At 63.0% G+C, this 20932-nt stretch carries 17 protein-coding genes; 1 reads left to right on the top strand and 16 read right to left on the bottom strand.

Features of this window, described 5'->3' with window-relative positions:
* Position 1: 1 nt before the first annotated feature.
* The 12 genes from WMW70_RS09685 to WMW70_RS09630 all read right to left on the bottom strand — a co-directional run bounded on the left by WMW70_RS09685 (position 2) and on the right by WMW70_RS09630 (position 15306).
* The gene (locus WMW70_RS09685) at positions 2–2719 is read right to left on the bottom strand and encodes a nitrate reductase (protein ID WP_341437302.1); all 2718 of its coding nucleotides are present in this window, start codon (positions 2717–2719) and stop codon (positions 2–4) included.
* A 66-nt stretch (positions 2720–2785) separates the two neighbouring features.
* Complete coding sequence (gene nirD / locus WMW70_RS09680) at positions 2786–3112, bottom strand: nitrite reductase small subunit NirD (RefSeq protein WP_341437301.1); 327 nt, start codon at positions 3110–3112, stop codon at positions 2786–2788.
* Complete coding sequence (gene nirB / locus WMW70_RS09675) at positions 3109–5562, bottom strand: nitrite reductase large subunit NirB (RefSeq protein ID WP_341437300.1); 2454 nt, start codon at positions 5560–5562, stop codon at positions 3109–3111. Before nirB ends, nirD begins: the two co-directional genes overlap by 4 nt.
* A 344-nt stretch (positions 5563–5906) precedes the next feature.
* Positions 5907–7571: a bifunctional protein-serine/threonine kinase/phosphatase gene (locus tag WMW70_RS09670; RefSeq protein WP_341437299.1), complete on the bottom strand. Its 1665-nt coding sequence runs from the start codon at positions 7569–7571 to the stop codon at positions 5907–5909.
* 241 nt (positions 7572–7812) lie between these two features.
* Entirely contained in the window at positions 7813–9024 is a 1212-nt protein-coding gene (locus WMW70_RS09665; protein ID WP_341437298.1) for a nitrate/nitrite transporter, read from the bottom strand.
* 461 nt (positions 9025–9485) lie between these two features.
* On the bottom strand, positions 9486–9665 hold the full coding sequence (locus tag WMW70_RS09660; protein WP_341437297.1) for a hypothetical protein: 180 nt from the start codon (positions 9663–9665) through the stop codon (positions 9486–9488).
* A gap of 185 nt (positions 9666–9850) precedes the next feature.
* Positions 9851–10294 (bottom strand): thioesterase family protein, encoded by a 444-nt coding sequence (locus tag WMW70_RS09655; RefSeq protein ID WP_341437296.1) that lies wholly within the window; start codon positions 10292–10294, stop codon positions 9851–9853.
* A 114-nt stretch (positions 10295–10408) separates the two neighbouring features.
* A complete protein-coding gene (locus WMW70_RS09650; protein ID WP_341437295.1) occupies positions 10409–11098 on the bottom strand; it encodes a polysaccharide lyase family 7 protein in 690 nt (229 codons plus the stop codon).
* A gap of 199 nt (positions 11099–11297) precedes the next feature.
* A complete protein-coding gene (locus WMW70_RS09645) occupies positions 11298–12092 on the bottom strand; it encodes an ABC transporter ATP-binding protein (protein ID WP_341437294.1) in 795 nt (264 codons plus the stop codon).
* 14 nt (positions 12093–12106) lie between these two features.
* Positions 12107–13099 carry an ABC transporter permease gene (locus tag WMW70_RS09640; RefSeq protein WP_341437293.1) on the bottom strand — a complete coding sequence of 331 codons (993 nt, stop codon included), beginning with the start codon at positions 13097–13099 and terminating at the stop codon, positions 12107–12109.
* Positions 13100–13154: 55 nt separating this feature from the next.
* A complete protein-coding gene (locus tag WMW70_RS09635) occupies positions 13155–14543 on the bottom strand; it encodes a CmpA/NrtA family ABC transporter substrate-binding protein (protein WP_341437292.1) in 1389 nt (462 codons plus the stop codon).
* A 427-nt stretch (positions 14544–14970) separates the two neighbouring features.
* Positions 14971–15306: a transcriptional regulator gene (locus WMW70_RS09630; RefSeq protein WP_341437291.1), complete on the bottom strand. Its 336-nt coding sequence runs from the start codon at positions 15304–15306 to the stop codon at positions 14971–14973.
* Positions 15307–15492: 186 nt separating this feature from the next.
* Here WMW70_RS09630 and WMW70_RS09625 point away from each other — a divergent pair, with 186 nt between their 5' ends.
* On the top strand, positions 15493–15894 hold the full coding sequence (locus tag WMW70_RS09625) for a hypothetical protein (protein WP_341437290.1): 402 nt from the start codon (positions 15493–15495) through the stop codon (positions 15892–15894).
* Positions 15895–15979: 85 nt separating this feature from the next.
* Here the strand turns inward: WMW70_RS09625 and alaC are convergent, their stop codons facing one another.
* The 4 genes from alaC to WMW70_RS09605 form a co-directional block, all read right to left on the bottom strand.
* On the bottom strand, positions 15980–17221 hold the full coding sequence (alaC, locus tag WMW70_RS09620; protein ID WP_341437289.1) for an alanine transaminase: 1242 nt from the start codon (positions 17219–17221) through the stop codon (positions 15980–15982).
* Between the two features lie 155 nt (positions 17222–17376).
* On the bottom strand, positions 17377–18555 hold the full coding sequence (locus WMW70_RS09615) for a polysaccharide lyase family 7 protein (RefSeq protein WP_341437288.1): 1179 nt from the start codon (positions 18553–18555) through the stop codon (positions 17377–17379).
* 234 nt (positions 18556–18789) lie between these two features.
* On the bottom strand, positions 18790–19368 hold the full coding sequence (locus WMW70_RS09610; protein ID WP_341437287.1) for an ANTAR domain-containing response regulator: 579 nt from the start codon (positions 19366–19368) through the stop codon (positions 18790–18792).
* 1 nt (position 19369) lies between these two features.
* Positions 19370–20566 (bottom strand): CmpA/NrtA family ABC transporter substrate-binding protein, encoded by a 1197-nt coding sequence (locus WMW70_RS09605; RefSeq protein WP_341437286.1) that lies wholly within the window; start codon positions 20564–20566, stop codon positions 19370–19372.
* Positions 20567–20932 lie beyond the last annotated feature (366 nt).

Below are 20932 nucleotides of genomic sequence, written 5' to 3'. Positions count from 1 at the left end.
TCTAGGCATTGATCGCTATTGGCGCAGTGGCCAGCAGCCGCTTGATTTCCGGGACACAGGAGCCGCAACTGGTGCCGCACTTGAGTTCCTGCTTGAGGCCGTCGAGGTCGAGGCCGCGGGTGATCCCGGCGCATACCGCGTCCTGGCTGACGTTCAGGCAATTGCACAGGGTCTTGCTGGCTTTCCTGCCGCTGGCCGCGCCCGGTGGGGTGGACAGCGGCGCGAGCAACCAGCGGCGCAGGTCGGCATCGGCCTGGCCGTCGTTCCACAGGCTTTTCAGCCAGTCGCGGGCGGCGGTTTCCCCGGCCAGGCGGATGGCGGTGATACGGCCGTCCTCGATGCGCACGCGTTTGCCGACCGCTTTGCGCGGGTCGTCATAGGCCAGTACCGGGCCTTCGTGCAGGCCGAGCAGCTGGTCGATCTGCGCCAGCAGCTCGGGCTCGGGAGCCACGGCGCAGGCGGCGCGGATCAGCAGAGCAGGGCGCTCGCGCCCGGTCAGGTTGAGGTTGGCGTAGGCAAAGCCTTCGAACAGCGGGCGCAGGGCCTCGAAGCGCGTCTGCACCTGGCCTTCGACCAGGGCAAAGAAGGTCCAGGGCAGCTCGACCTTTTCCACCTCGACCCCGGCGTGCTTGAGTTCCGGCTGCTTGGACAGCGGATCGAACGCCGGCTGGGTCAGCACATTGGTGCCCAGGCCCTTGAGAAAGCGGTTGCCCCAGTGCATCGGCAGGTAGGCCTGGCCGGCACGTATGCTGTCGTCGGCCTGCACCGGCAGAATCAGGCTGCCGCGGCGGCTGCGGACCTTGATCAGGTCGCCGCTCTGCAGGCGGCGGCGGCGCATCTCGTCCGGGTGCAGGCTGAGTACGGCCTCTTCGACATGACCGAACAGGCGCGCGGCGGTACCGGTGCGGCTCATACCATGCCACTGGTCGCGCAGGCGGCCGGTGTTGAGGGTCAGGGTAAAGCGCGCCTCGCGTTTTTCCTTGGGCGCACGGTAAGGGTCGGCATGAAACTGCGCACGACCATTGGCCGTGGGGTAGCGCGCGTCGCCGTAGAGGCGCGGCGTACCCTGGGTTGCGCCGGCCGGGAACGGCCATTGCTGGGGACCTTGGTTATCCAGAATCGCGTAGCTGAGCCCCGACAGGTCGAGGTCACGCTGGGCGGTCAGGTGTTTGTACTCCTCGAACAGCTCTTGCGGGCGGTCGAAGTCGAACAGGCTGGGCAGGCCGGGGCGGAGCAGTTTTTCTAAACGACGGGCGAAATCGCTGGTGATCGCCCAATCCGGCCGCGCCTCTTTGGGCGCTGGCACGGCGCTGCGTACATGACTGACGCGGCGTTCGGAGTTGGTCACCGTGCCTTCCTTCTCGCCCCAGCTGGCGGCGGGCAGCAGCAGGTCGGCGTAGTGGCAGGTCTCGGTGGTGAAAAAGGCTTCCTGCACTACCACGAAGGGGCAGGCGGCCAGGGCTTCATGCACCTTGTTCTGATCCGGCATGGACTGCGCCGGGTTGGTGCAGGCGATCCACAGGGCCTTGACCTTGCCGACGCGCACCGCTTCGAACAGTTCGATGGCGCTCAGCCCGGTGCTGGCCGGCAGTGCGTCGACGCCCCAGTAGCGGGCGACTTCGGCGCGGTGCTCGGCATTGCCGGCCTCACGATGGCCGGGCAGCAGGTTGCTCAGGCTGCCGGTTTCGCGACCGCCCATGGCATTCGGTTGGCCGGTGAGGGAAAAGGGGCCGGCACCGGGTTTGCCGATCTGCCCGGTGGCCAGGTGCAGGTTGATCAGCGCGCTGTTCTTGGCGCTGCCGCTGCTCGACTGGTTGAGGCCCATGCACCACAGCGAGAGGAAGCTCGGTGCGCTGCCGATCATCCGTGCGCATTGCTGCAGGCTGTCCTGGCTGATGCCGCACAGCTCGCTGACCATCTGCGGGCTGTAATCGCGCACCAGGGTCTTGAGCGCGTCGAAACCTTCGGTGTGGGCGTCGATATAGGCGCGGTCGATCCAGCCTTCCCACATCAGGATATGCAGGATGCCGTGAAACAGGGCGACGTCGCTGCCCGGGATGATCGGCAGGTGCAGGTCGGCCAGGTCACAGGTATCGGTGCGCCGTGGGTCGACGACGATGATCTGCATGTCCGGGCGCTTGGCCTTGGCTTCTTCCAGGCGGCGGAACAGCACCGGGTGGGCGTAGGCCATATTGGAGCCTGCGATCAGCAGGCAGTCACTCTGCTCGATGTCCTCGTAGTTGCACGGCGGCGAATCGGCCCCCAGGCTGCGCTTGTAGCCGACCACGGCCGAGGACATGCACAGGCGCGAGTTACTGTCGATATTGTTGGTTCCCACCAACGCTCTCGCCAGCTTGTTGAAGGCGTAGTAGTCCTCGGTCAGCAACTGGCCGGAGATGTAGAAGGCCACGCTGTCCGGGCCGTGCTCGCGGATGGTTTCCGCGAAGACGTTGGCGGCGTGATCCAGGGCGCTATCCCAGTCGGTACGGGTACGGGCCAGGCCTTTACCCAGACGCAGTTCGGGGTACAGGGCGCGGGCGTCGAGGTCGCCGGTCAGGTGCAGGGTCGAACCCTTGCTGCACAGCTTGCCGAAGTTGGCCGGATGCGCGGGATCGCCCTGGACGCCGAGGATCTTCTCGTCATCGTGTTCGATCAGCACGCCACAACCCACGCCACAATAGCAGCAGGTGGAGGCGGTGATCTGATGGGAATGGGTCATGGGCGTCATCTCTCTGCGGTAATCGGGTAGGCCACGGCGCGATGGGCGCGGCCTACCAATGACCTATCAGGCACATTCGGTAGCGCTGTTCAGGGCCAGCAGCACCCGGCCGTTCTCTACCTTGGCCTGATGCCGGTGGGCACAGCCCTGGTCCGGGGCCACGGCTTCGCCGGACTCCAGCTCGATCTGCCAATTGTGCAGCGGACAGGCCACGCGCTTGCCGTAGATGATGCCTTGCGACAGCGGGCCACCCTTGTGCGGGCAGCGGTCGTCGAGGGCGAAGACTTCATCTGCGGAAGTCCTGAAAAGCGCGATATCGCCTTTCGGACCGCTGACAATTCGTGAGCCCAGTACGTTGATTTCTTCCAGGTCGCAGATATCCAGCCAGTTCATGCGTGCGCCTCCAGTTGCTGCAGTGCGATGCGGTCGAATTCTTTCTTCAACTGCGGTTTGGCCAGTTGTTCCTTCCACGGGTCCTGCTCGAACGACAGGGAGAACAGCAGGCGCTCATGCAGGGCCTTGCGCCGCTCGGCATCTTCCAGCACGCCTTGCTTGATGTGCTCCATGCCCACGCGCTGCATGTAATGCACGGTGCGCTCGAGGTAGAAGGCTTCCTCGCGGTAGAGCTGGAGGAAGGCCAGGCTGTACTCCATGACTTCTTCGGCAGTCTTGAGCTTGACGAAGAACTCGCCGGCTTCCGTCTTGATCCCGCCGTTGCCCCCGATATACAGCTCCCAGCCGGAGTCGACGCCGATAATGCCAACGTCCTTGATCCCGGATTCGGCGCAGTTGCGCGGGCAACCGGAGACCGCCAGCTTGACCTTGTGCGGCGACCACATATTGAACAGCGCGTGTTCCAGGTCGATGCCCATCTGCGTGCTGTTCTGCGTGCCGAAGCGGCAGAACTCGCTGCCGACGCAGGTCTTCACGGTACGGATGGATTTGCCGTAGGCGTGGCCGGACGGCATGTCGAGATCCTTCCACACGCCGGGCAGGTCGTCCTTCTTGATTCCCAGCAGGTCGATACGCTGACCGCCGGTGACCTTGACCATGGGCACGTTGTACTTGTCGGCCACGTCGGCGATGCGGCGCAGCTCCGAGGCATTGGTCACGCCGCCCCACATCCGCGGAATCACCGAGTAGGTGCCGTCTTTCTGGATATTGGCGTGGGCGCGTTCGTTGATAAAGCGCGACTGGGGGTCGTCCTTGGCCTCGCCCGGCCAGGTGGAAATCAGGTAGTAGTTCAGCGCCGGGCGGCAGGTGGCGCACCCGTTCGGCGTGCTCCAGTTGAGGAAGGCCATGGCCGCCGGAATGCTGGTCAGGTGCTCGTCGCGGATGGCCTTGCGGATCTGCCCGTGGTTGAGATCACTGCAGCCGCAGATGGCTTTTTCGCTCTTCGGCTTGACGTCCGCCGCGCCGCCCACGGTGTTGATCAGAATCTGCTCGACCAGACCGGCGCAAGAGCCGCAGGAGCTGGCGGCTTTGGTGTGCTTCTTGACCTCATCGACGCTGAACAGGCCATTTTCCTGAATGGCCTTGACGATGGTGCCCTTGCAGATGCCGTTACAGCCGCACACTTCCATGTCGTCGGGCATATTGGCGGTGCTGCTCTGGCCCTGGTGGCCGGCGTCGCCGATGGCGTTTTCGCCGAACATCAGGTGATCGCGAATCTCGCTGACGTTGTGGTTCTCGCGGATCTGGCGGAAGTACCAGCCGCCGTCGGCGGTGTCGCCATACAGGCAGGCACCGACCAGCACATCGTCCTTGATCACCAGCTTCTTGTACACGCCGCCGATGGGGTCGGAGAGGGTGATGGTCTCGGTGCCTTCTGCGCCCATGAATTCGCCGGCGGAGAACAGGTCGATACCGGTGACCTTGAGCTTGGTCGAGGTCACCGAGCCCTGGTAGCGGGCGAAACCGAGCTGGGCCAGGTGGTTGGCGCAGACCTTGGCCTGTTCAAACAGTGGCGCGACCAGGCCGTAGGCGATGCCGCGGTGGCTGGCGCATTCGCCGATGGCGTAAACCCGCGGGTCGAAGGTCTGCATGGTGTCGTTGACCAGGATGCCGCGGTTGCAGGCGATCCCGGATTGTTCCGCCAGGTCGCTGTTGGGGCGGATACCTGCGGCCATCACCACCAGGTCGGCGGGGATCACGTCGCCGTCCTTGAATTTCACCGCGCAGACCCGGCCTTCGCCGTTGTCCAGCAGTTCAGCGGTGAGCTTGGGCAGGAGGAACTTCAGCCCGCGGTCTTCCAGGGATTGCTGCAGCAGGCGGCCGGCGGTGCTGTCGAGCTGACGCTCCAGCAGCCAGTCGCCCAGGTGCACCACGGTCACGTCCATGCCGCGCAGCTTGAGGCCGTTGGCCGCTTCCAGGCCGAGCAGGCCGCCGCCGATAACCACCGCGTGCTTATGGGTCTTGGCGGTTTCCATCATCATCTGAGTGTCGGCGATGTCGCGATAGCCGATCACCCCGGCCAGGTCCTTGCCCGGGATCGGCAGGATAAAGGGGTTGGAGCCGGTGGCGATAAGCAGGCGATCGTACTCGGCCTCGCTACCGTCATCGGCCACGACCAGGCGGGCCTTGCGGTCGATCTTCACCACCTTGCGCCCGAGCAGCAGCTTGATGCCGTTGTCCGCATACCAGTTGAGGTCGTTGAGCACGATTTCCTCGAAGGTCTGCTCGCCGGCCAGCACCGGCGAGAGCAGGATGCGGTTGTAGTTGGGGTGCGGCTCGGCACCGAACACCGTAATGTCGTAGAGGTCGGGGGCGAGCTTGATCAGCTCTTCGAGGGTGCGGACACCGGCCATGCCGTTGCCAATCATCACCAGCTTGAGTTTTTTCATGCCGGCCATCTCCTGAATCAAAAATCACGGAAAAATTGTCGGGAGCATTTTTAGCGTCGCTCCGCGACGGCTCTAAGGGGGCCACCAGGTATGGCAGGCCAGAAAACAAAAAAGGCGTCCCGCTAGTCACCTAGCGAGGACGCCTTTGTCCAAGTCCCGTTCTCTCGGGAAGTACAGCCCTCAACGTTGAAGGCTGCGCTTTATTAATTCTGCGTAATCCAATGCAGGGCTTGTGCCAACTTTTCTATGTGGCGTTTTTCATGGCTTTTCAGCCACTTGCAGGTTCTGTTCGGCGCGGTTGCTGCACTACTTGAAGGCGTCTTGCGCTGTATTGGTGCGCTTTGTCAGAGCAACAGAAACAGCAGTGCCAGGTTCAGCGTCAGGGAAAATAGCGCGACACTGCGCCAGACCAGCAGGGGCTCGCGTTCGAGCAGCGGCCGCGGCCTGCTGCTGAGGGATTTGCGTTCGCCCTGTTCCAGGGCCAGCAGCCATTCCTCGGCGGTTTCATAGCGCGCCTTGGGCTCGGCGGTCAGGGCGCGATTGAGGCTCTCGTCGATCCAGCCTGGCAGGTCCGGGCGATAGCGGCTGGCCGGGGTCGGCTGGCCAAAGCGCGGATGCTGAAACGCTTCGATCTCGCCATAGGGATAGTGGCCGGTCAGCAGGTGATAGAGGGTCACGCCGGCACTGTAGAGATCCTGCTGAGCCGTGGGCGCGGTGCCGGCGAAGGCTTCGGGGGCGATATAGCTGGGGGTGCCGGGCAGCTCATGGGCTTCGTCGCGGGACAGGCCCGGACAGTAGGCCAGGCCGAAATCCAGCACGCGCAATTCGCCATCATCGCCCCACAGCAGGTTTTCTGGCTTGATATCGCGGTGGAGGATATTGCGCCGGTGCAGCATGCCCAGGGCCTTGATCAGCCGGGGGGCGATGTCCAGCCACTCCGGCAGGCCCAGCGGGCCATTCAGGCGCAGATGTTCGGCCAGGGTCTGGCCGCTGTATTCGCGCTGCACGTAATAGAGGTGCTGACGTTGCGGCAGCGGGTGCACATCGGCGAAGAAGCGCCCCGCGACCCGGCGTAGAAACCATTCCTCGAGCAGCAGTGCGGGGCCGGCCTGGGCTTCATCGGCGCGGCTGGGCGGCAGGGTCTTGAGCAGCCAGCGCCGCGCCTGGGCATCGCGCACCCGGTAAATCATCGACTGACGCGACTCGGCGAGCAGCCGTTCGACCTGCCAGCCCTCGAAATCATGGCCCTCACGCAGGCGCGGCGGCAGGGGCCAGTGCTCCAGCTGCGCCAGGGTATCGGCCAGATCGCTTTCCGGCAGGGCCTCGACCCTCAGCAGCAGGGCGCTGGCATTGTCCTGGCTGCCGGCCAGATGGGCGGCGTTGACCAGGGCGCGGCTGGCCGCCGCGAGATCTTCTTCGTCGTGGAGGATCTGCTGGATGGCATTGTCGCCCAGGGTGGCCCAGACCCCGTCGCTGACCAGCACGAAGCACTCACCCTCGCGCAATTCGCCGTCCAGGTAGTCCACCACCAGGTGCTGATCCAGGCCCATGGCGCGCTTGAGCACATGCTGCATGCCCGGCTGTTCCCACACGTGGTCTTCGCTGATGCGTTCGAGCAGGCCCTGCTGCCAGCGATAGGCGCGGCAATCGCCGACATGCGCCAGGGTAAAGCGGCGGCCGCGCAGGACCAGGGCAGTGAGGGTGGTGAGCAACGGCTGGCCGCTGCCATTGGCTTGCAGCCAGCGGTTATGGGCCACCAGCAGGCGATCCAGGGACTGGGTCACGGCCCAGGTTTCCGGGGTGGAGTAATAGTCCAGGGCCAGGGCCTGCAAGGTGGCGCGGGCGGCCAGGCCACCGTCGGCGCACTGGCTGACACCATCGGCCAGGGCGAACAGATAGCCCTTGCTGGCGGCCAGGGCTGGGGCCGGGGTCACCACGCGGATGGCGTCCTGGTTCTCGGCCCTGGGGCCGATCGCGCTGGCTTCGCCGAAAGTCAGTTGCAGGGCCATTTTGATGTTCCTGGGGTTGTTGCTGAGGAAGCGCTGAGGCAAAGGCGAGGCTGGTGAGGCAGCAAAGGAGAGCCGCTGCCGACTTCTCCCGCCTTTCCTGACCAGTGCAATAAGCGCTGCCAGTCAGCCCCGCCTTTGCCTTAACGCTCCAAAGGTTGAGCGTAGGGTGGATCGCGCTTTACCGATCCACCGTTGTTCCATGGTGGACGAAAAAGGCGTCATCCACCCTACGTCTGTGCAATTACACGCGGGCCGCGGTGACCGCAGCGCTACCCCAGGTGGTGCGCCAGCGGCGCTTGACGCTGTACAGGCCGAACCAGGCCAGCACGCCGAGGCTGGCAAACAGCCACAGGCCCATCTGGTAATCGCCGGTCTGCTGCTTGATGGTGCCCAGGCCCGCGGCCAGGAGGAAGCCGCCGATGCCGCCGGCCATGCCGATCAGGCCGGTCATCACGCCGATTTCCTTGCGAAAGCGCTGTGGCACCAGCTGGAATACCGCGCCGTTACCGGCACCCAGGCCGAGCATGGCGGTAACGAACAGGGCCAGGGCGGCGGCCGAGCTGGACAGGTTGAAACCCACGGCGGCAATGCTCAGGGAGGCCAGGGTGTACATCATCAGCAGCGAGCGGATACCGCCGATACGGTCGGCCAGGGCACCGCCGAGTGGGCGCATCAGGCTGCCGGCGCAGACGCAGGCGGCGGTGTAGTAACCGGCGGTCACCGGATTCAAGCCGTACTGGTCGTTGAAGTAGCCGGGCAAGGCACTGGCCAGGCCGATAAAGCCGCCGAAGGTGACGCTGTAGAAGAACATGAACCACCAGCTGTCGCGGTCACCCAGGGCTTTCAGGTAATCGGCGGCGGCTTTCGGCTTGGGTCGCTCGGGTGAATTCTTGGCCAAAAAGGCGAAGATCAGCAGGGTGGTCAGTAGCGGAATCAGCGCCCAGCCGAATACGTTCTGCCAGCCGAACAGGGCGGCCAGGCCTGGGGCGAACAGCGCCGCCAGCACGGTGCCGGAGTTACCCGCACCGGCAATGCCCATGGCCTTGCCCTGATGCTGCGGCGGATACCATTGCGAGGCCAGCGGCAGGGCCACGGCGAAGGCGGCACCGGCAAAACCGAGAAACAGGCCGAGCAGCAGGGCCTGTTCGTAGCTCTTGACACCAATCTGCCAGGCGCAGAACAGCGCCACGATGACGATGATCTGGCCGATCAGGCCGGCGGTCTTGGGGGACAGGCGGTCGGCCAGAAAACCCATCAACAGGCGCAGTACGGCACCGGCGAGGATCGGCGTGGCCACCATCAGGCCGCGTTGCTGGGCGGTGAGGTCCAGGGCGGTGGCGATCTGTACGGCCAGTGGGCCGAGTATGTACCAGACCATAAAGCTCAGGTCGAAATAGAGAAAGGCGGCAAACAGCGTCGGTGTGTGGCCGGATTTCCAGAAACTTGTATTCATCGCAAACCTCATCGGCAGAAAAAGGGTCCCGGCGGGCACGGCGCGCCGTGGTCGTGGACACGGCGGCCGCAACCCACCGGGGAGGTGCCGTACTTGTGATGCGGCACCCTGAGGCCGAAGCCACAGCTGGGTTGAGAAAGTTACAAGCGCAGACCCTGGATCACAGCGTCTGCACCCGCCCCGAACACTGGAGCTAAAAACGAAAAACGCCGCATCTACCGGTCGCCCTGGGGGCGTGGTCTATGCGACGTCTTTGTCGTTTGTCGAGCAGCCACCGTTGGCTACCTGTATGCGTGACTAAGCAAAAGCTGAGCCAACACACAGGCACCACGGTTTAACAGGGCTGCGCACAATAAGGCGACATGAATGCGCTGCAAAAAGAGGCGCATCGCTCGCGAGCGCACTCAGATGGGGCGGGTAGGGCGTACCTGGCGATCCAGGCGGGTGGTTATGGCCGGCGTTTAACGCAGCAGGGTTTTAACGTCTGGATTCGCGGTCTGGGCGTTGCAGGCACAGCGTCGCTCGGTCTCGGTAGCGTCTTGGGTCATGGCCTGGGTCGGCATGGGCAGGGTCAGCAGGGCGATGGCGAGCAGGTTGCTCGCCAGCCCGGCCTGACGGACGTGGCGGCGCGTAGTTGGCATGGCGGTTCCCCCGTTGGCGTTATGCCTAAGGCGTAGCAGGCGAATCGCAATCTGTCATGTCGATAGCCTGCTAAGCGACGTATGACCTTGAATAAAGCAAAAAATACGCCTGAGCGCAGGATTCAGGGCCATTTGTCGACTCGGCATATTGATGCCGAACCAGCGTATCCCCCTCGATACGCGCGCTAGTCCAGCCAGTTGACCTTGGCGAACTTGTCGCTGAAGGCGACGGGCATCTCTACCACCTTGCCCAGGCGGTAGTTGAAGAACACGAAGCCGGATTTGGCCATGGCCACCAGCGTGCCGTCGGCCGGGCGGCTGATACGAAAGCTGATGTCGCCGCCGTACCGGTTGAAATCCATCACTCCGACCTCGAACAGCAACTGGTCGCGGGCATGGGCTTCGGCGCGGTAGGTGGTGGCCAGGTCGGTGACGATGATGCCGAGACCGTCCTCGCGGGTTTCCTCGATACCGAACTCGAACAGAAAACGTGCCCGCGCCTCGGAAATCATCGAGATCATTGAGTCGTTGCTCAGGTGGTTGGCCGCGTTGATATCGGTCACCCGTACCGTCAGGTGGGTGCTGTAGCAGAACTGGTCTTCGGGGAACTCGAGTTTGAGGCGGGCCATGGGCGGATCTCGTGCGGGCGGGATAGGGCGGCGCAATTGTACGTGGGCTTTGATCGACTTTGTGCGCTCGGCCCGCTGAATAATGCGCCACCCGCCATGGCGGTTCGCCCGTCCTCAGCGGTGCTGGGTGTTCACATGATAGAAGGTCACCCGGCCGCCCTCATTGGGCGGGCCGTAATTGTCCTGAATATAGGCCCCGGCCTTGAAGTACAGCTGTTCGTTGCTCCAGTAGGCGCTCAATTGCTGATAAAGCGCGCCCCTGTCGCCTTCGCTGCTCTCGACGTTGACGCCCAGCATGCCGCTCGAGGTGACTCGCAGTCTGTAGCTGAACCGCTCGTCCAACTGGATGTTCTCGGCCAGCAGGACGTTCTGTACCTCAGCATCGCCTGGGCGTTTGCGCAGCAGCAGTTCCAGCCGACCGACGCCGTGCAGGTAGTGATACTGCAGTTTGGCCAGCGGATCATTGTTGCTGCCGGGTTCGTCCTTGCTGTGGATCTGGCCGATGACGACCTTGTTCTGGCTCGGTACCTGATTGACCGACAGCACCGCGCTCAGGTGGTTGTCGGCACTGTAGTAGTACCAGTTGCTTAGCGAGCCGTCGGCCTGAGTTTCGCGCAGCTCGCTGCGTGGGTAGCGGGCGTCGGCGGTATGCGAGCCGTCTACCGGGACCCAGAAGGTGACACTGCCGTCGTCGTTGTGGCGCAAGTACTGGCTGTCATAACCGTTGTTCAGGCGCGGGGTTTCGATGGTAGTGGGGGCAGGGTCGGTGGGAACCGAGAGGTTCCAGGTGGTGAGATCAAGCACGACTGATCCTTAATAACTTTGAACGTCTGTGAATGGCTTGGGTTCGGTGGCCGTCAGCACATTAAGTTCAATCGGATCGGCAGTTTTCCAGACCGCTGGGGGCAGGCCTCGTTTATCTGAAGTCATCGACCTATGGCCGTCGCTGGTTTGCGGCCAGAGGCCCGCTGCAATCCATGCCACGGGCCTCTGGCCGCACCGCTCAAGCTGCCGGGCGTTGCTGGCGTTGGTAGAGAAATTCCATCACCGCCGCCCGGTAGGCGTGGTACTGCGGGTCATTGGCCAGGGCCAGGCGCTCGCGGGGACGCGCCAGCTCGACCTTGAGGATATCGCCCACGGTGGCTGCCGGGCCGTTGCTCATCATCACGATGCGATCGGACAGCAGCACCGCTTCGTCGACGTCGTGGGTGATCATGATCACCGTGTTGCCCAGTTCGGCGTGGATCTCCATCAGCGAGTCCTGCAGATGGGCGCGGGTCAGGGCGTCCAGCGCGCCGAAGGGTTCGTCCATCAGCAACACCTTGGGTTGCATGGCCAGGGCGCGGGCGATGCCGATACGCTGTTTCATCCCACCGGAGATCTCGCTGGGGCGCTTGTGGGTAGCGTGGCTCATATGCACCAGTTCCAGGTTGTGCTCGATCCACTCGCGCATTTCACCGCGGGATTTCTTGCCCTGGAACACCTGGCGCACCGCCAGTTCGACGTTCTGGTAGCAGCTCAGCCAGGGCAGCAGGCTGTGGTTCTGGAACACCACGGCGCGCTCGGGGCCCGGCTCGTCGACCTCACGGCCGTCGAGGATGACCCCGCCGGTGGTGGCCTTGTACAGTCCGGCGACGATGTTCAGCACGGTGGATTTACCGCAGCCGGAGTGGCCGATCAGGGAGACGAATTCGCCCTTGTCGATACGCAGGTTGACGTTCTGCAGCGCGCGGTACAGGCCCTTGTCGGTGGGGAAGTCGATGCCAACGCCGGTCAGTTCGAGGTGTGAGTGGCTCATGGGAAGTCTCCTGATTAGCGCAGTACGGCATTCTTGTCCCAGCTGAACTGACGTTGCAGCAGGAGCATAAGGCGGTCGAGGGCGAAGCCGATCAGGCCGATGACGATCACCGCCACCATGATCCGGCCGAGGGAGTTGGAGCTGCCGTTCTGGAACTCGTCCCAGATGAACTTACCCAGGCCCGGGTTCTGCGCCAGCATCTCGGCGGCGATCAGCACCATCCAGCCGGTCCCCAGGGACAGGCGCAGACCGGTGAAGATCATCGGCACGGCGGCGGGCAGCACGATGCGCCGCACATGCGACATGGGCGACAGGCTGAGCACCTTGCTGACGTTGTTCAGGTCCTGGTCGATGCCGGCCACGCCCACCGTGGTGTTGATCACCGTTGGCCACAGGCAGCACAGCGCCACGGTGATCGCCGAGGTGAGGAAGGACTTGGCGAACAACGGGTCGTCGCTGACGTACAGGGCGCTGACCAGCATGGTTACCAGCGGCAGCCAGGCCAGCGGCGACACCGGCTTGAACACCTGGATCAGCGGGTTGATGGCGGTGTAGATGCTCTTGCTCAGGCCGCAGACGATACCCAGGGGAATGGCGATCAGCGAGGCGATGGCAAAGCCAGCCATCACGGTGTAGAGGCTGGTGAAGATCTGCTGAATAAAGGTCGGCTTGCCGGTATAGGGACGCACCTTGATCTCTGCGTCGGGGTTTTTCGCCAGCAGGGCGGCGTTGCGCGTGTCCTGGCGTTCGTAGAAGACCCGGGCCTTTTCACGCTCCTTGAGGTGCGCACCGACCAGGCCGGAAAACTGTTCGGAGACCTGTACCGGGCCGGGGAACTGGCCGAGGCTGGTCTGGATATTGTTGGCCAGCAGCTGCCAGCACAGCAGAAAACCGATGATGCCCAGCATGGGCAGGATCAATGCCGGGGCCCAGCGCTTGAGGAGCGCATTGCTGCGCGCCGACTTGAGTGTTGCGGTTATCGGGGTGGCGACGCTCGGGTTGCTCATCGTCCTGTCCTCTTTGTTAGGAGGGGGCCGGCGTACCGGCCCCGGGAGTGCCTGATTAGAGCTGCGTGTCGCCTTTCAAGCCGATCTCGAACTGCTCGAGGTAGGCATTGGGCTTGCGACCGTCGTAAGGCACACCGTCGATGGTGTCGGTCAGCGGTGCGCGGAAGCCGTCGTCATCGGCTGGCGGGAAATCGCTGGCTGCGAACTTGCCTTCTGCGATCAATTCGGCGGCCGCTTCGCGGTAGATAGCCGGCAGGTAGACCTTCTTGGCCGTCTCCAGGTACCAGCTGTCCGGCTTGGCTTCGCTGATCTGGCCCCAGCGGCGCATCTGCGTCAGGTACCACACGGCATCGGAGTAGTAGGGGTAGGTGGCGTGGTAGCGGAAGAACACGTTGAAGTCCGGTACCTCGCGCTTGTCACCCTTCTCGAACTCGAAGGTGCCGGTCATCGAGTTGGCGATCACCTTGGCATCGGCCCCCACGTACTCGGGTCGGGAAAGGATCTCCACCGCTTCCTGGCGGTTGGCGTTGTTGTCCGCGTCCAGCCACTGGCCGGCGCGGATCAGCGCCTTGACCACGCGCTTGTGGGTTTCCGGGTTGGCTTCGGCCCAGCTTTTGGACACGCCGAAGACCTTCTCCGACATGTTCTTGCGGATCGCGTAGTCGGCCACTACCGGCACGCCGATGCCCTTGAACACGGCAGCCTGGTTCCACGGTTCGCCGACGCTGTAGCCGTGGATGGTGCCGGCTTCCAGGGTGGCGGGCATCTGCGGCGGCGGGGTGACCGAGAGCAGGGCCTTGGCGTCGATCTGACCGCTGGTGTCGCCCTTGTGCGGGGCGTAATAACCCGGGTGGATGCCGCCGGCGGCGAGCCAATAGCGCAGTTCGTAGTTATGGGTGGACACCGGAAACACCATGCCCAGGTTGAAGGACTTGCCGCCAGCGTTGAACTTCTCGATCACCGGCTTCAGGGCGTCGGCCTTGATTGGGTGCACCGGCTTGCCGCCTTCCATCGGCACATGCTTCTTCATGTCCTCCCAGACCGCATTGGAGACGGTGATGGCATTGCCGTTGAGGTCCATGGTGAAGGCGGTGACCACGTCGGCCTTGGTGCCGAAACCGATGGTGGCACCGATCGGTTGGCCGGAGAGCATATGCGCGCCGTCCAGTTCGCCATCGATTACCCGATCCAGCAGCACTTTCCAGTTGGCCTGGGCCTCCAGGGTGACATACAGCCCTTCATCCTCGAAGAAGCCTTTCTCATAGGCGATGGCCAGCGGAGCCATATCGGTCAGCTTGATAAAGCCGAACTTCAGTTCGTCCTTTTCCGCCTCGGCGGCGAGGGCGATCTGCACGCTCAGGGGCGACAGCAGCATGACGGCGGCACAGCCGAGTCCGGCCAGGGTTTTCTTCAGTAGCGAACGGCGAGCGGTGGAGTTACGCATAGTGGTTCCTCAGGTCCCAGAAACGAAAAAAGACGTCGCGGACAGCCCTGCCAATGCTTGGCCGAGTGTCGTTGACGTCTTTGTCAATTTCGTCCCGATCACCGCCTTTGGCGATCTGAAGACGTGTGTAGGTGTCTTGAGGAGGTATAAGCAAAGGGCTTGCCAGGTTTACAGATGGAATGGCAATGACGCCCTTGGAAATGGGTTTTGCGACGTGAGAGGCAATCTAGAATAGATTTATATAGCGATATAAATCATATAGTTAGTATTTATATGTGATGTTGAATCGAGATTTTGAAGCCGGCGTGCAAATGCCCTTGCCACTGGCCCATGGGCCTCCATAACGGGGCGTATGGGCCATTGGCGTGCATATGCGAGCGGTACTGAGCGCTTTTGGTTCGTTTGCAGGCCTTTAGGTGTTAGCGCCTCAGGCCCTGTACTCCTGGCGCTGGGGAGCGGATCGTGGCTGCGCCTCCTCGACGAACTCCTTGAGCCAGCGCAGCACCTGCACCGCCTCCCAGCGAGCAGGGTCGAACATGGCATAGGCCAGGCCCTGGTAACCGACCACATCGAGCTGCTTGTGGTAGCCGGCACGCTGCAGCAAGGCCTCGATTTCGGCAAAGCAGGTATTGAAGTGCACCCGGGAGAACGGTGTCTTGCCTTCGGTGACGATACCTTCCAGGTGCAATTCGGCGACCGTGGCACGGACCTTTTCCAGCGGCATGCGGTTTACCGTGTGCTTCAACTGCAGTACGTCCAGCATCCTTGTTCTCCTGGTTGATGTCAGGGTTGGGCCGGGCGTGCAGCGTTGCAGGCCTGGCGAAATGAGCGGGACTCAGGGTAATCGAAATGTACTGTACAAATAAACAGTATTCGATAATAGTAAGGCCGTACCCCAGATTCACCGCCTGCTCGTACCCCCTGAAAGCCGCTGCTGGAGTAACTGACAATGCAACAGATGCTGATGACAATTGTGCTGCTGGGCCTGCTGAGTGGTTGCGCCCAGCCGCAGCTGGAACAACCCAGGGCCAATGGCACCTATCTGGTGATCGAGGACGGCCAGGCCTGGGCCGTGCTGGTGTCCGATGGCAAGCGGGTGCAGGAACAGGGCAGGGTGGTGGATACGATCAGACTGCCGAGCCAGGATGCCCGCGTTGCTGCCAGTTATGTGATCGAAACGGCCAACTGCGGCCGGGTGCAGTGGCTGAGCGAGCGCTCGGATGCCGCCGATGGCAGCACCACGCTGATGTCGCTGCACAGCAATAGCAATCGCAGCCAGCTCAGTCAGAGCGGTTGCGTGATTGGCGACGGCCTCAGCCGGGTGTGGACGGTGCTGGATTATTCGAGCTGATCGAACCGCGGCCCTGCCAGCGCGAAACAGGTGCGGGCAGGGCGGGTTTTTTCAGGTGCCAGGGCCGGCAGGCCCTGGCAGGCTGCTAGCTATCGGCTGCCTTGCGCGGCTTGCCTGCGGCCGGGGGCTGGATCAGGCCATCGGCGCGGAACATCGCCTTGATGCCGCGAATGGCCTGGCGGGTACGGTCCTGATTCTCGATCATGGCAAAGCGCACATGGTCGTCGCCGTAGTCGCCGAAGCCGATGCCGGGCGAGACGCAGACCTTGGCCTCCAGCAGCAGCTTTTTGGCGAACTCCAGGGAGCCGAGATGGGCATACTGCTCGGGAATCTTCGCCCAGACGTACATCGATGCCTTGGGGTTTTCCACCATCCAGCCGATCTCGTGCAGGCCCTTGACCAGCACGTTGCGGCGCTGGCGATACTGCTCGGCGATATCGCGCACGCACTGCTGATCGCCTTCCAGGGCGGCGATGGCCGCCACCTGCAGCGGGGTGAAGGTGCCGTAGTCATGGTAGCTCTTGATCCGCGCCAGGGCGTTGACCAGCTCCTTGTTGCCGACCATAAAGCCGATGCGCCAGCCGGCCATGTTGTAGCTCTTGGACAGGGTGAAGAACTCCACGGCAATGTCCTTGGCCCCCGGCACTTGCATGATCGACGGAGCCTTCCAGCCGTCGTAGACGATGTCGGCGTAGGCCAGGTCGTGGATCACCAGCACGTCGTACTGCTTGGCCAGGGCTACCACCCGTTCGAAGAAGTCCAGCTCCACGCACTGCGCGGTGGGGTTGGAGGGGAAGCCGAGGATCATCATCTTCGGCTTGGGAATCGACTCGCGAATTGCCCGCTCCAGCTCGGCGAAGAAGTCCACTCCTGGGATCAGCGGCACCGAACGCACCTGGGCACCGGCGATTACCGCGCCGTAGATATGGATCGGGTAGCTGGGATTGGGCACCAGCACCGTGTCGCCATGGTCCAGGGTGGCCAGCATCAGGTGCGCCAGACCTTCCTTGGAGCCAATGGTGACAATGGCTTCGCTTTCCGGGTCGATCTCGACTTCGTAGCGGTCCTTGTACCAGCGCGAAATGGCGCGGCGCAGGCGCGGGATGCCGCGGGAGGTGGAGTAGCCGTGGGTATCATCGCGCTGGGCGACCTGCACCAGCTTCTCGACTATATGCGGCGGCGTGGGGCCATCCGGGTTGCCCATGCTGAAGTCGATGATGTCTTCGCCACGGCGACGCGCGGCCATCTTCAGCTCGGCGGTGATATTGAAAACGTAAGGGGGGAGTCGATCGATGCGCGCAAAGCGGCGCGAAGCTTGGTCAGCCATGCTTTCCTCGGAAACGTAAGCGCCCGGAACCGTCCGAGCGACGTTGGCCAGTGCGCTGGCCAGGCGGCGACGATAATACGCGGCACCTCGGCCTGTCGAGCGGGCGACGAAAAATCCCTATAGATCCTTTAGCGCCCGCTCAACGACAACAGACCCTAGGGCTTGACCAGGATCGAGAACTTCTTCGAATAGGTGCTGCCGTTGGCGTCGGTCACCCGCACCATAAAGGCATTGGGCCGATTAGTGCCCGCACCAGCAGCCGGTGTGCCGCTGATGGTGCCGTTGCGTTCCAGCAGCAAGCCCTGGGGGGGGAAGCCGCTGACCAGCGACCAGCTGCCAGCACCGGTGCCGCCGCGAAATTTCAGCCGAGTGGCATAGGCCCTTCCGACTTTGGCGTTGGGTAATGCGGCCTTGCTGGTGATCGGCATGTCACTTTTCGGATGGCTGGTGGCCAGGCGGTAAAACTTCACCAAGGCACCATCGGTGCTGCTGGTGCCGTAGGTGTGCAGGTATGCGCCGGCTTTGAAGTAGAAGGTTTCGCTATCCCAGGACGGGTCCATGACCATGGTGGCGGGTGTGCCGTTGTTCGCCGACACCGATGCCACCGCCAGGCTGCCGCTCTGGCGCTCGACGCGGATCTGGTAGGTAAAGGCCTGGCCCAGTCTGATGCCGCTTGCAACCTGATACTGCCAGAACGGCGGGCCCTGAATCGGTGTGCCTTGTAGCTTGGCCATGACCACGCCGGTCTGGGTCTGCGCGTCGTATCGGTAATACACCAGCACCAGGGGTGCCGAGCCATGGCCGTGAACCTGGCCAACAATCACAGTGCCATCCTCACTCGGCACCTGCATCACACGCAGCTGCGCATCGAGTAGCGCGGTGCCGTTGCTGTCCCAGTTGATTTGACTACTGGACGGATCGATCATTTCGCGCAATTCCGAGCGTGGATGTCTGGACCCGCCGCTGGTCGCACCGTTGAGGGGGGCCCACATGGTCATCGCGCCGTCCGTATCGGTATATAGCGATGGTGGGTTGCTGTAGCCGTTGGGCCCGTCCAGGGCTGAAGGCAGAATAGTCAGTGGTTTACCCTTTATGCCGTTGTTGGCATCCACTGGAATGGTGATGTTCCAGTTTTCCAAGGCGAAGTTGCCACCGGGGGGCAGGGCGGGATTCAGTTCGGCAAGAACTTGACCGCTAAACAGGCTGATTAAGGCGGATGGCAGCAATAAGCTGCGGGTAGCTGCTTTTTTAAGCATTACGGGATCGTCCTGATTCGTATAGCTGAGAGGTGGAGCCGCTCTTATCGCGACCTTGCGATGTGGTGTGGGGGTCACCGCTTGTGGATGCCGATGCTAGACGCATCGGTGAGCTACCTGTTCAGTGACAGGCCTGCGCCGGAAAGGTTCGCCGATAGCCGGATAAACCTGTGTTGTGCTCAGAGGCGTCGCTGGCATCAGCCAGGCGACACCGATGCACGGGAAGGTGCGCGCAGTTTTGGCGTGAGGTGGCCTGCCGAGCAGGACAAAGCACTCAGCCGGGCGCTAGACGGCCCGGCGTCTATTCAAGGTTCAATTACCCAGCATGTCGTGCATGGCAATGATCTGCTCGGCCACCTGCACCAGCTTCTGCTGGCGGCTCATGGCCTGGCGGCGCATCAGGGTGTAGGCCTCTTCTTCGTTGCAGCTCTTCATTTTCATCAGCAGGCCTTTGGCCAGTTCGATGCGCTTGCGTTCAGCCAGCTGGGCATCGCGGGCCTGCAACTGGGCGCGCAGGGCCTGGTCACTCTCGAAGCGGGCCATGGCCACGTCGAGGATCGGCTGCAGACGCTGGGCGTGGATGCCCTCGACTATATAGGCGCTGACCCCGCTCTGGATGGCCTGACGCATCACGCCCGGGTCATGTTCGTCGGTGAACATGACGATGGGCCGCGGCTGGTCGCGGCTGACCAGCACCACCTGCTCCATTACATCGCGGCTGGGGGATTCGGTGTCGATCAGGATCACATCGGGGCGTACCGCTTCGACCCGCTCCGGCAGGTCGATGGTCAGGCCAGACTCGTCGATCACCTCGAAGCCGGCCTCGATCAGGGCGCTTTTCAGCCGGCCGACCTTTTTCGGTGTGTCGTTGATCAGCAGGATACGCAGCATCTCAGAGGCTCTCTTCTAGGGCAGCCGCAGCGCTTTCGGCCAGGGCATTGAGGGCAAAACTGCGGGCATAACCGGCCGGGTCGCTGCCGTCCCAGGTCTTGCCATCGAGCAGCCGGCTGCTACGCATTTCATCCGGTACCTGGATATCCAGGGCTGCGGCGGCCTCGCGGTAAAGCTCAAGCTGCTGCACCTGACGGGCCAGCGCGAGGTAATCGGGGTCGTCGCGCAGCAGGCCCCAGCGGCGGAACTGGGTCATAAACCAGATGGCGTCCGACAGGTAGGGCATGTTAACCCGGCCATCGGCATGGAAGCGCAGCGGGTGCGGGTCCAGCCAGGCATGGCCGAGGCCGTCCTGGTACTGGCCGAGAAAGCGCGGCTGGATCGCCGAAAGCGGTGCATCGACATAGTCGCTGCCGCTGAGCAGCTGGGCGGTGCTGCGCTTGTTTTCCTCGTTCTCGTCGATAAAGCGGCTGGCTTCCAGGACGGCCATGATCAGGGCGCGGGCGGTGTTGGGGTGCTCGTCGACAAAACTGCGGGTGCAGCCCAGGACTTTTTCCGGGTGGTCCGGCCAGATCGACTGGCTGGTGGCTAGGGTGCAGCCCATCTGCTCGTCCACCGCCTGGGCACTCCAGGGTTCGCCGACGCAGAAACCGTCGATGCGCCGGGCCTTGAGGTGGGCGAGCATCTGCGGCGGCGGCACCACCACGCTGTCGACATCGGCAAGTGGATGAATGCCTTGGCTCGCCAGCCAGTAATAGAGCCACATGGCATGGGTACCTGTGGGGAAGGTCTGGGCGAAGGTCAGTTTTGCACCGCCCTGGTGCGCGCGGGTCGCCAGTGCGTCGCCGCTGCACACGCCGGCCGCCTGCAGGGCCGGCGACAGGTTGATGCTCTGACCATTGTGGTTCAGCCCCATCAGGATCGCCATGTCGGTGGCAGGTGCGCCGCCGAGCCCCAGCTGTACGCCGTAGATCATGCCGTAGAGGCTGTGCGCTGCGTCCAGTTCGCCGCTCAGCAACTTGTCGCGCAAGGTGGCCCAGGAGGCCTGGCGCTGCAGGTTGAGGGTCAGGCCGTGCTTCTCGGCAAAGCCCTGGGTGGCGGCGACGATCACCGATGCCGCGTCGGTCAGGGCCATAAAGCCGATATTCAGTACACGCTTTTCCGGTACTTCATTGCGGCTGATGTCGTGCTCGCTCATGGTGCTTTTCCTTGGTCCACGCAAAAAGGTGCCGTGCCAATGGCTGATCTGCTCAGCGATTGGGACGACACCATTGTCTATCAAGTCGTTTCCGCCGTTGGAAAGGCTTGGCTGACTATGACAAAGCAAGGCATATGCCATTTGCCTGAATGGTGCCGATAAGCCTGCAAAGAAAAGGCTATGTCGCCGTACTGTGTAGTGTTCAGGCGTCAGCGCTTAAGTGTGAGGGGCCTGATTTTGTAGGGTGCGCTGTGCGCACCAGGGCCGGCTGCAGATTCTTGGTGCGCACGGCGCACCCTACCCATTGCAGCCACGGCAAGCTGCACCTAATCGCTACATAGGCAAAATAGCCAAGAAAGAAAAAGC

Origin of the sequence: Pseudomonas sp. XK-1 (assembly GCF_038069885.1) — a bacterium.
Taxonomy (GTDB): domain Bacteria; phylum Pseudomonadota; class Gammaproteobacteria; order Pseudomonadales; family Pseudomonadaceae; genus Aquipseudomonas.
The sequence above is the reverse complement of the archived record's forward strand: the minus strand, read 5'-3'. Positions and strand labels throughout refer to the sequence as shown.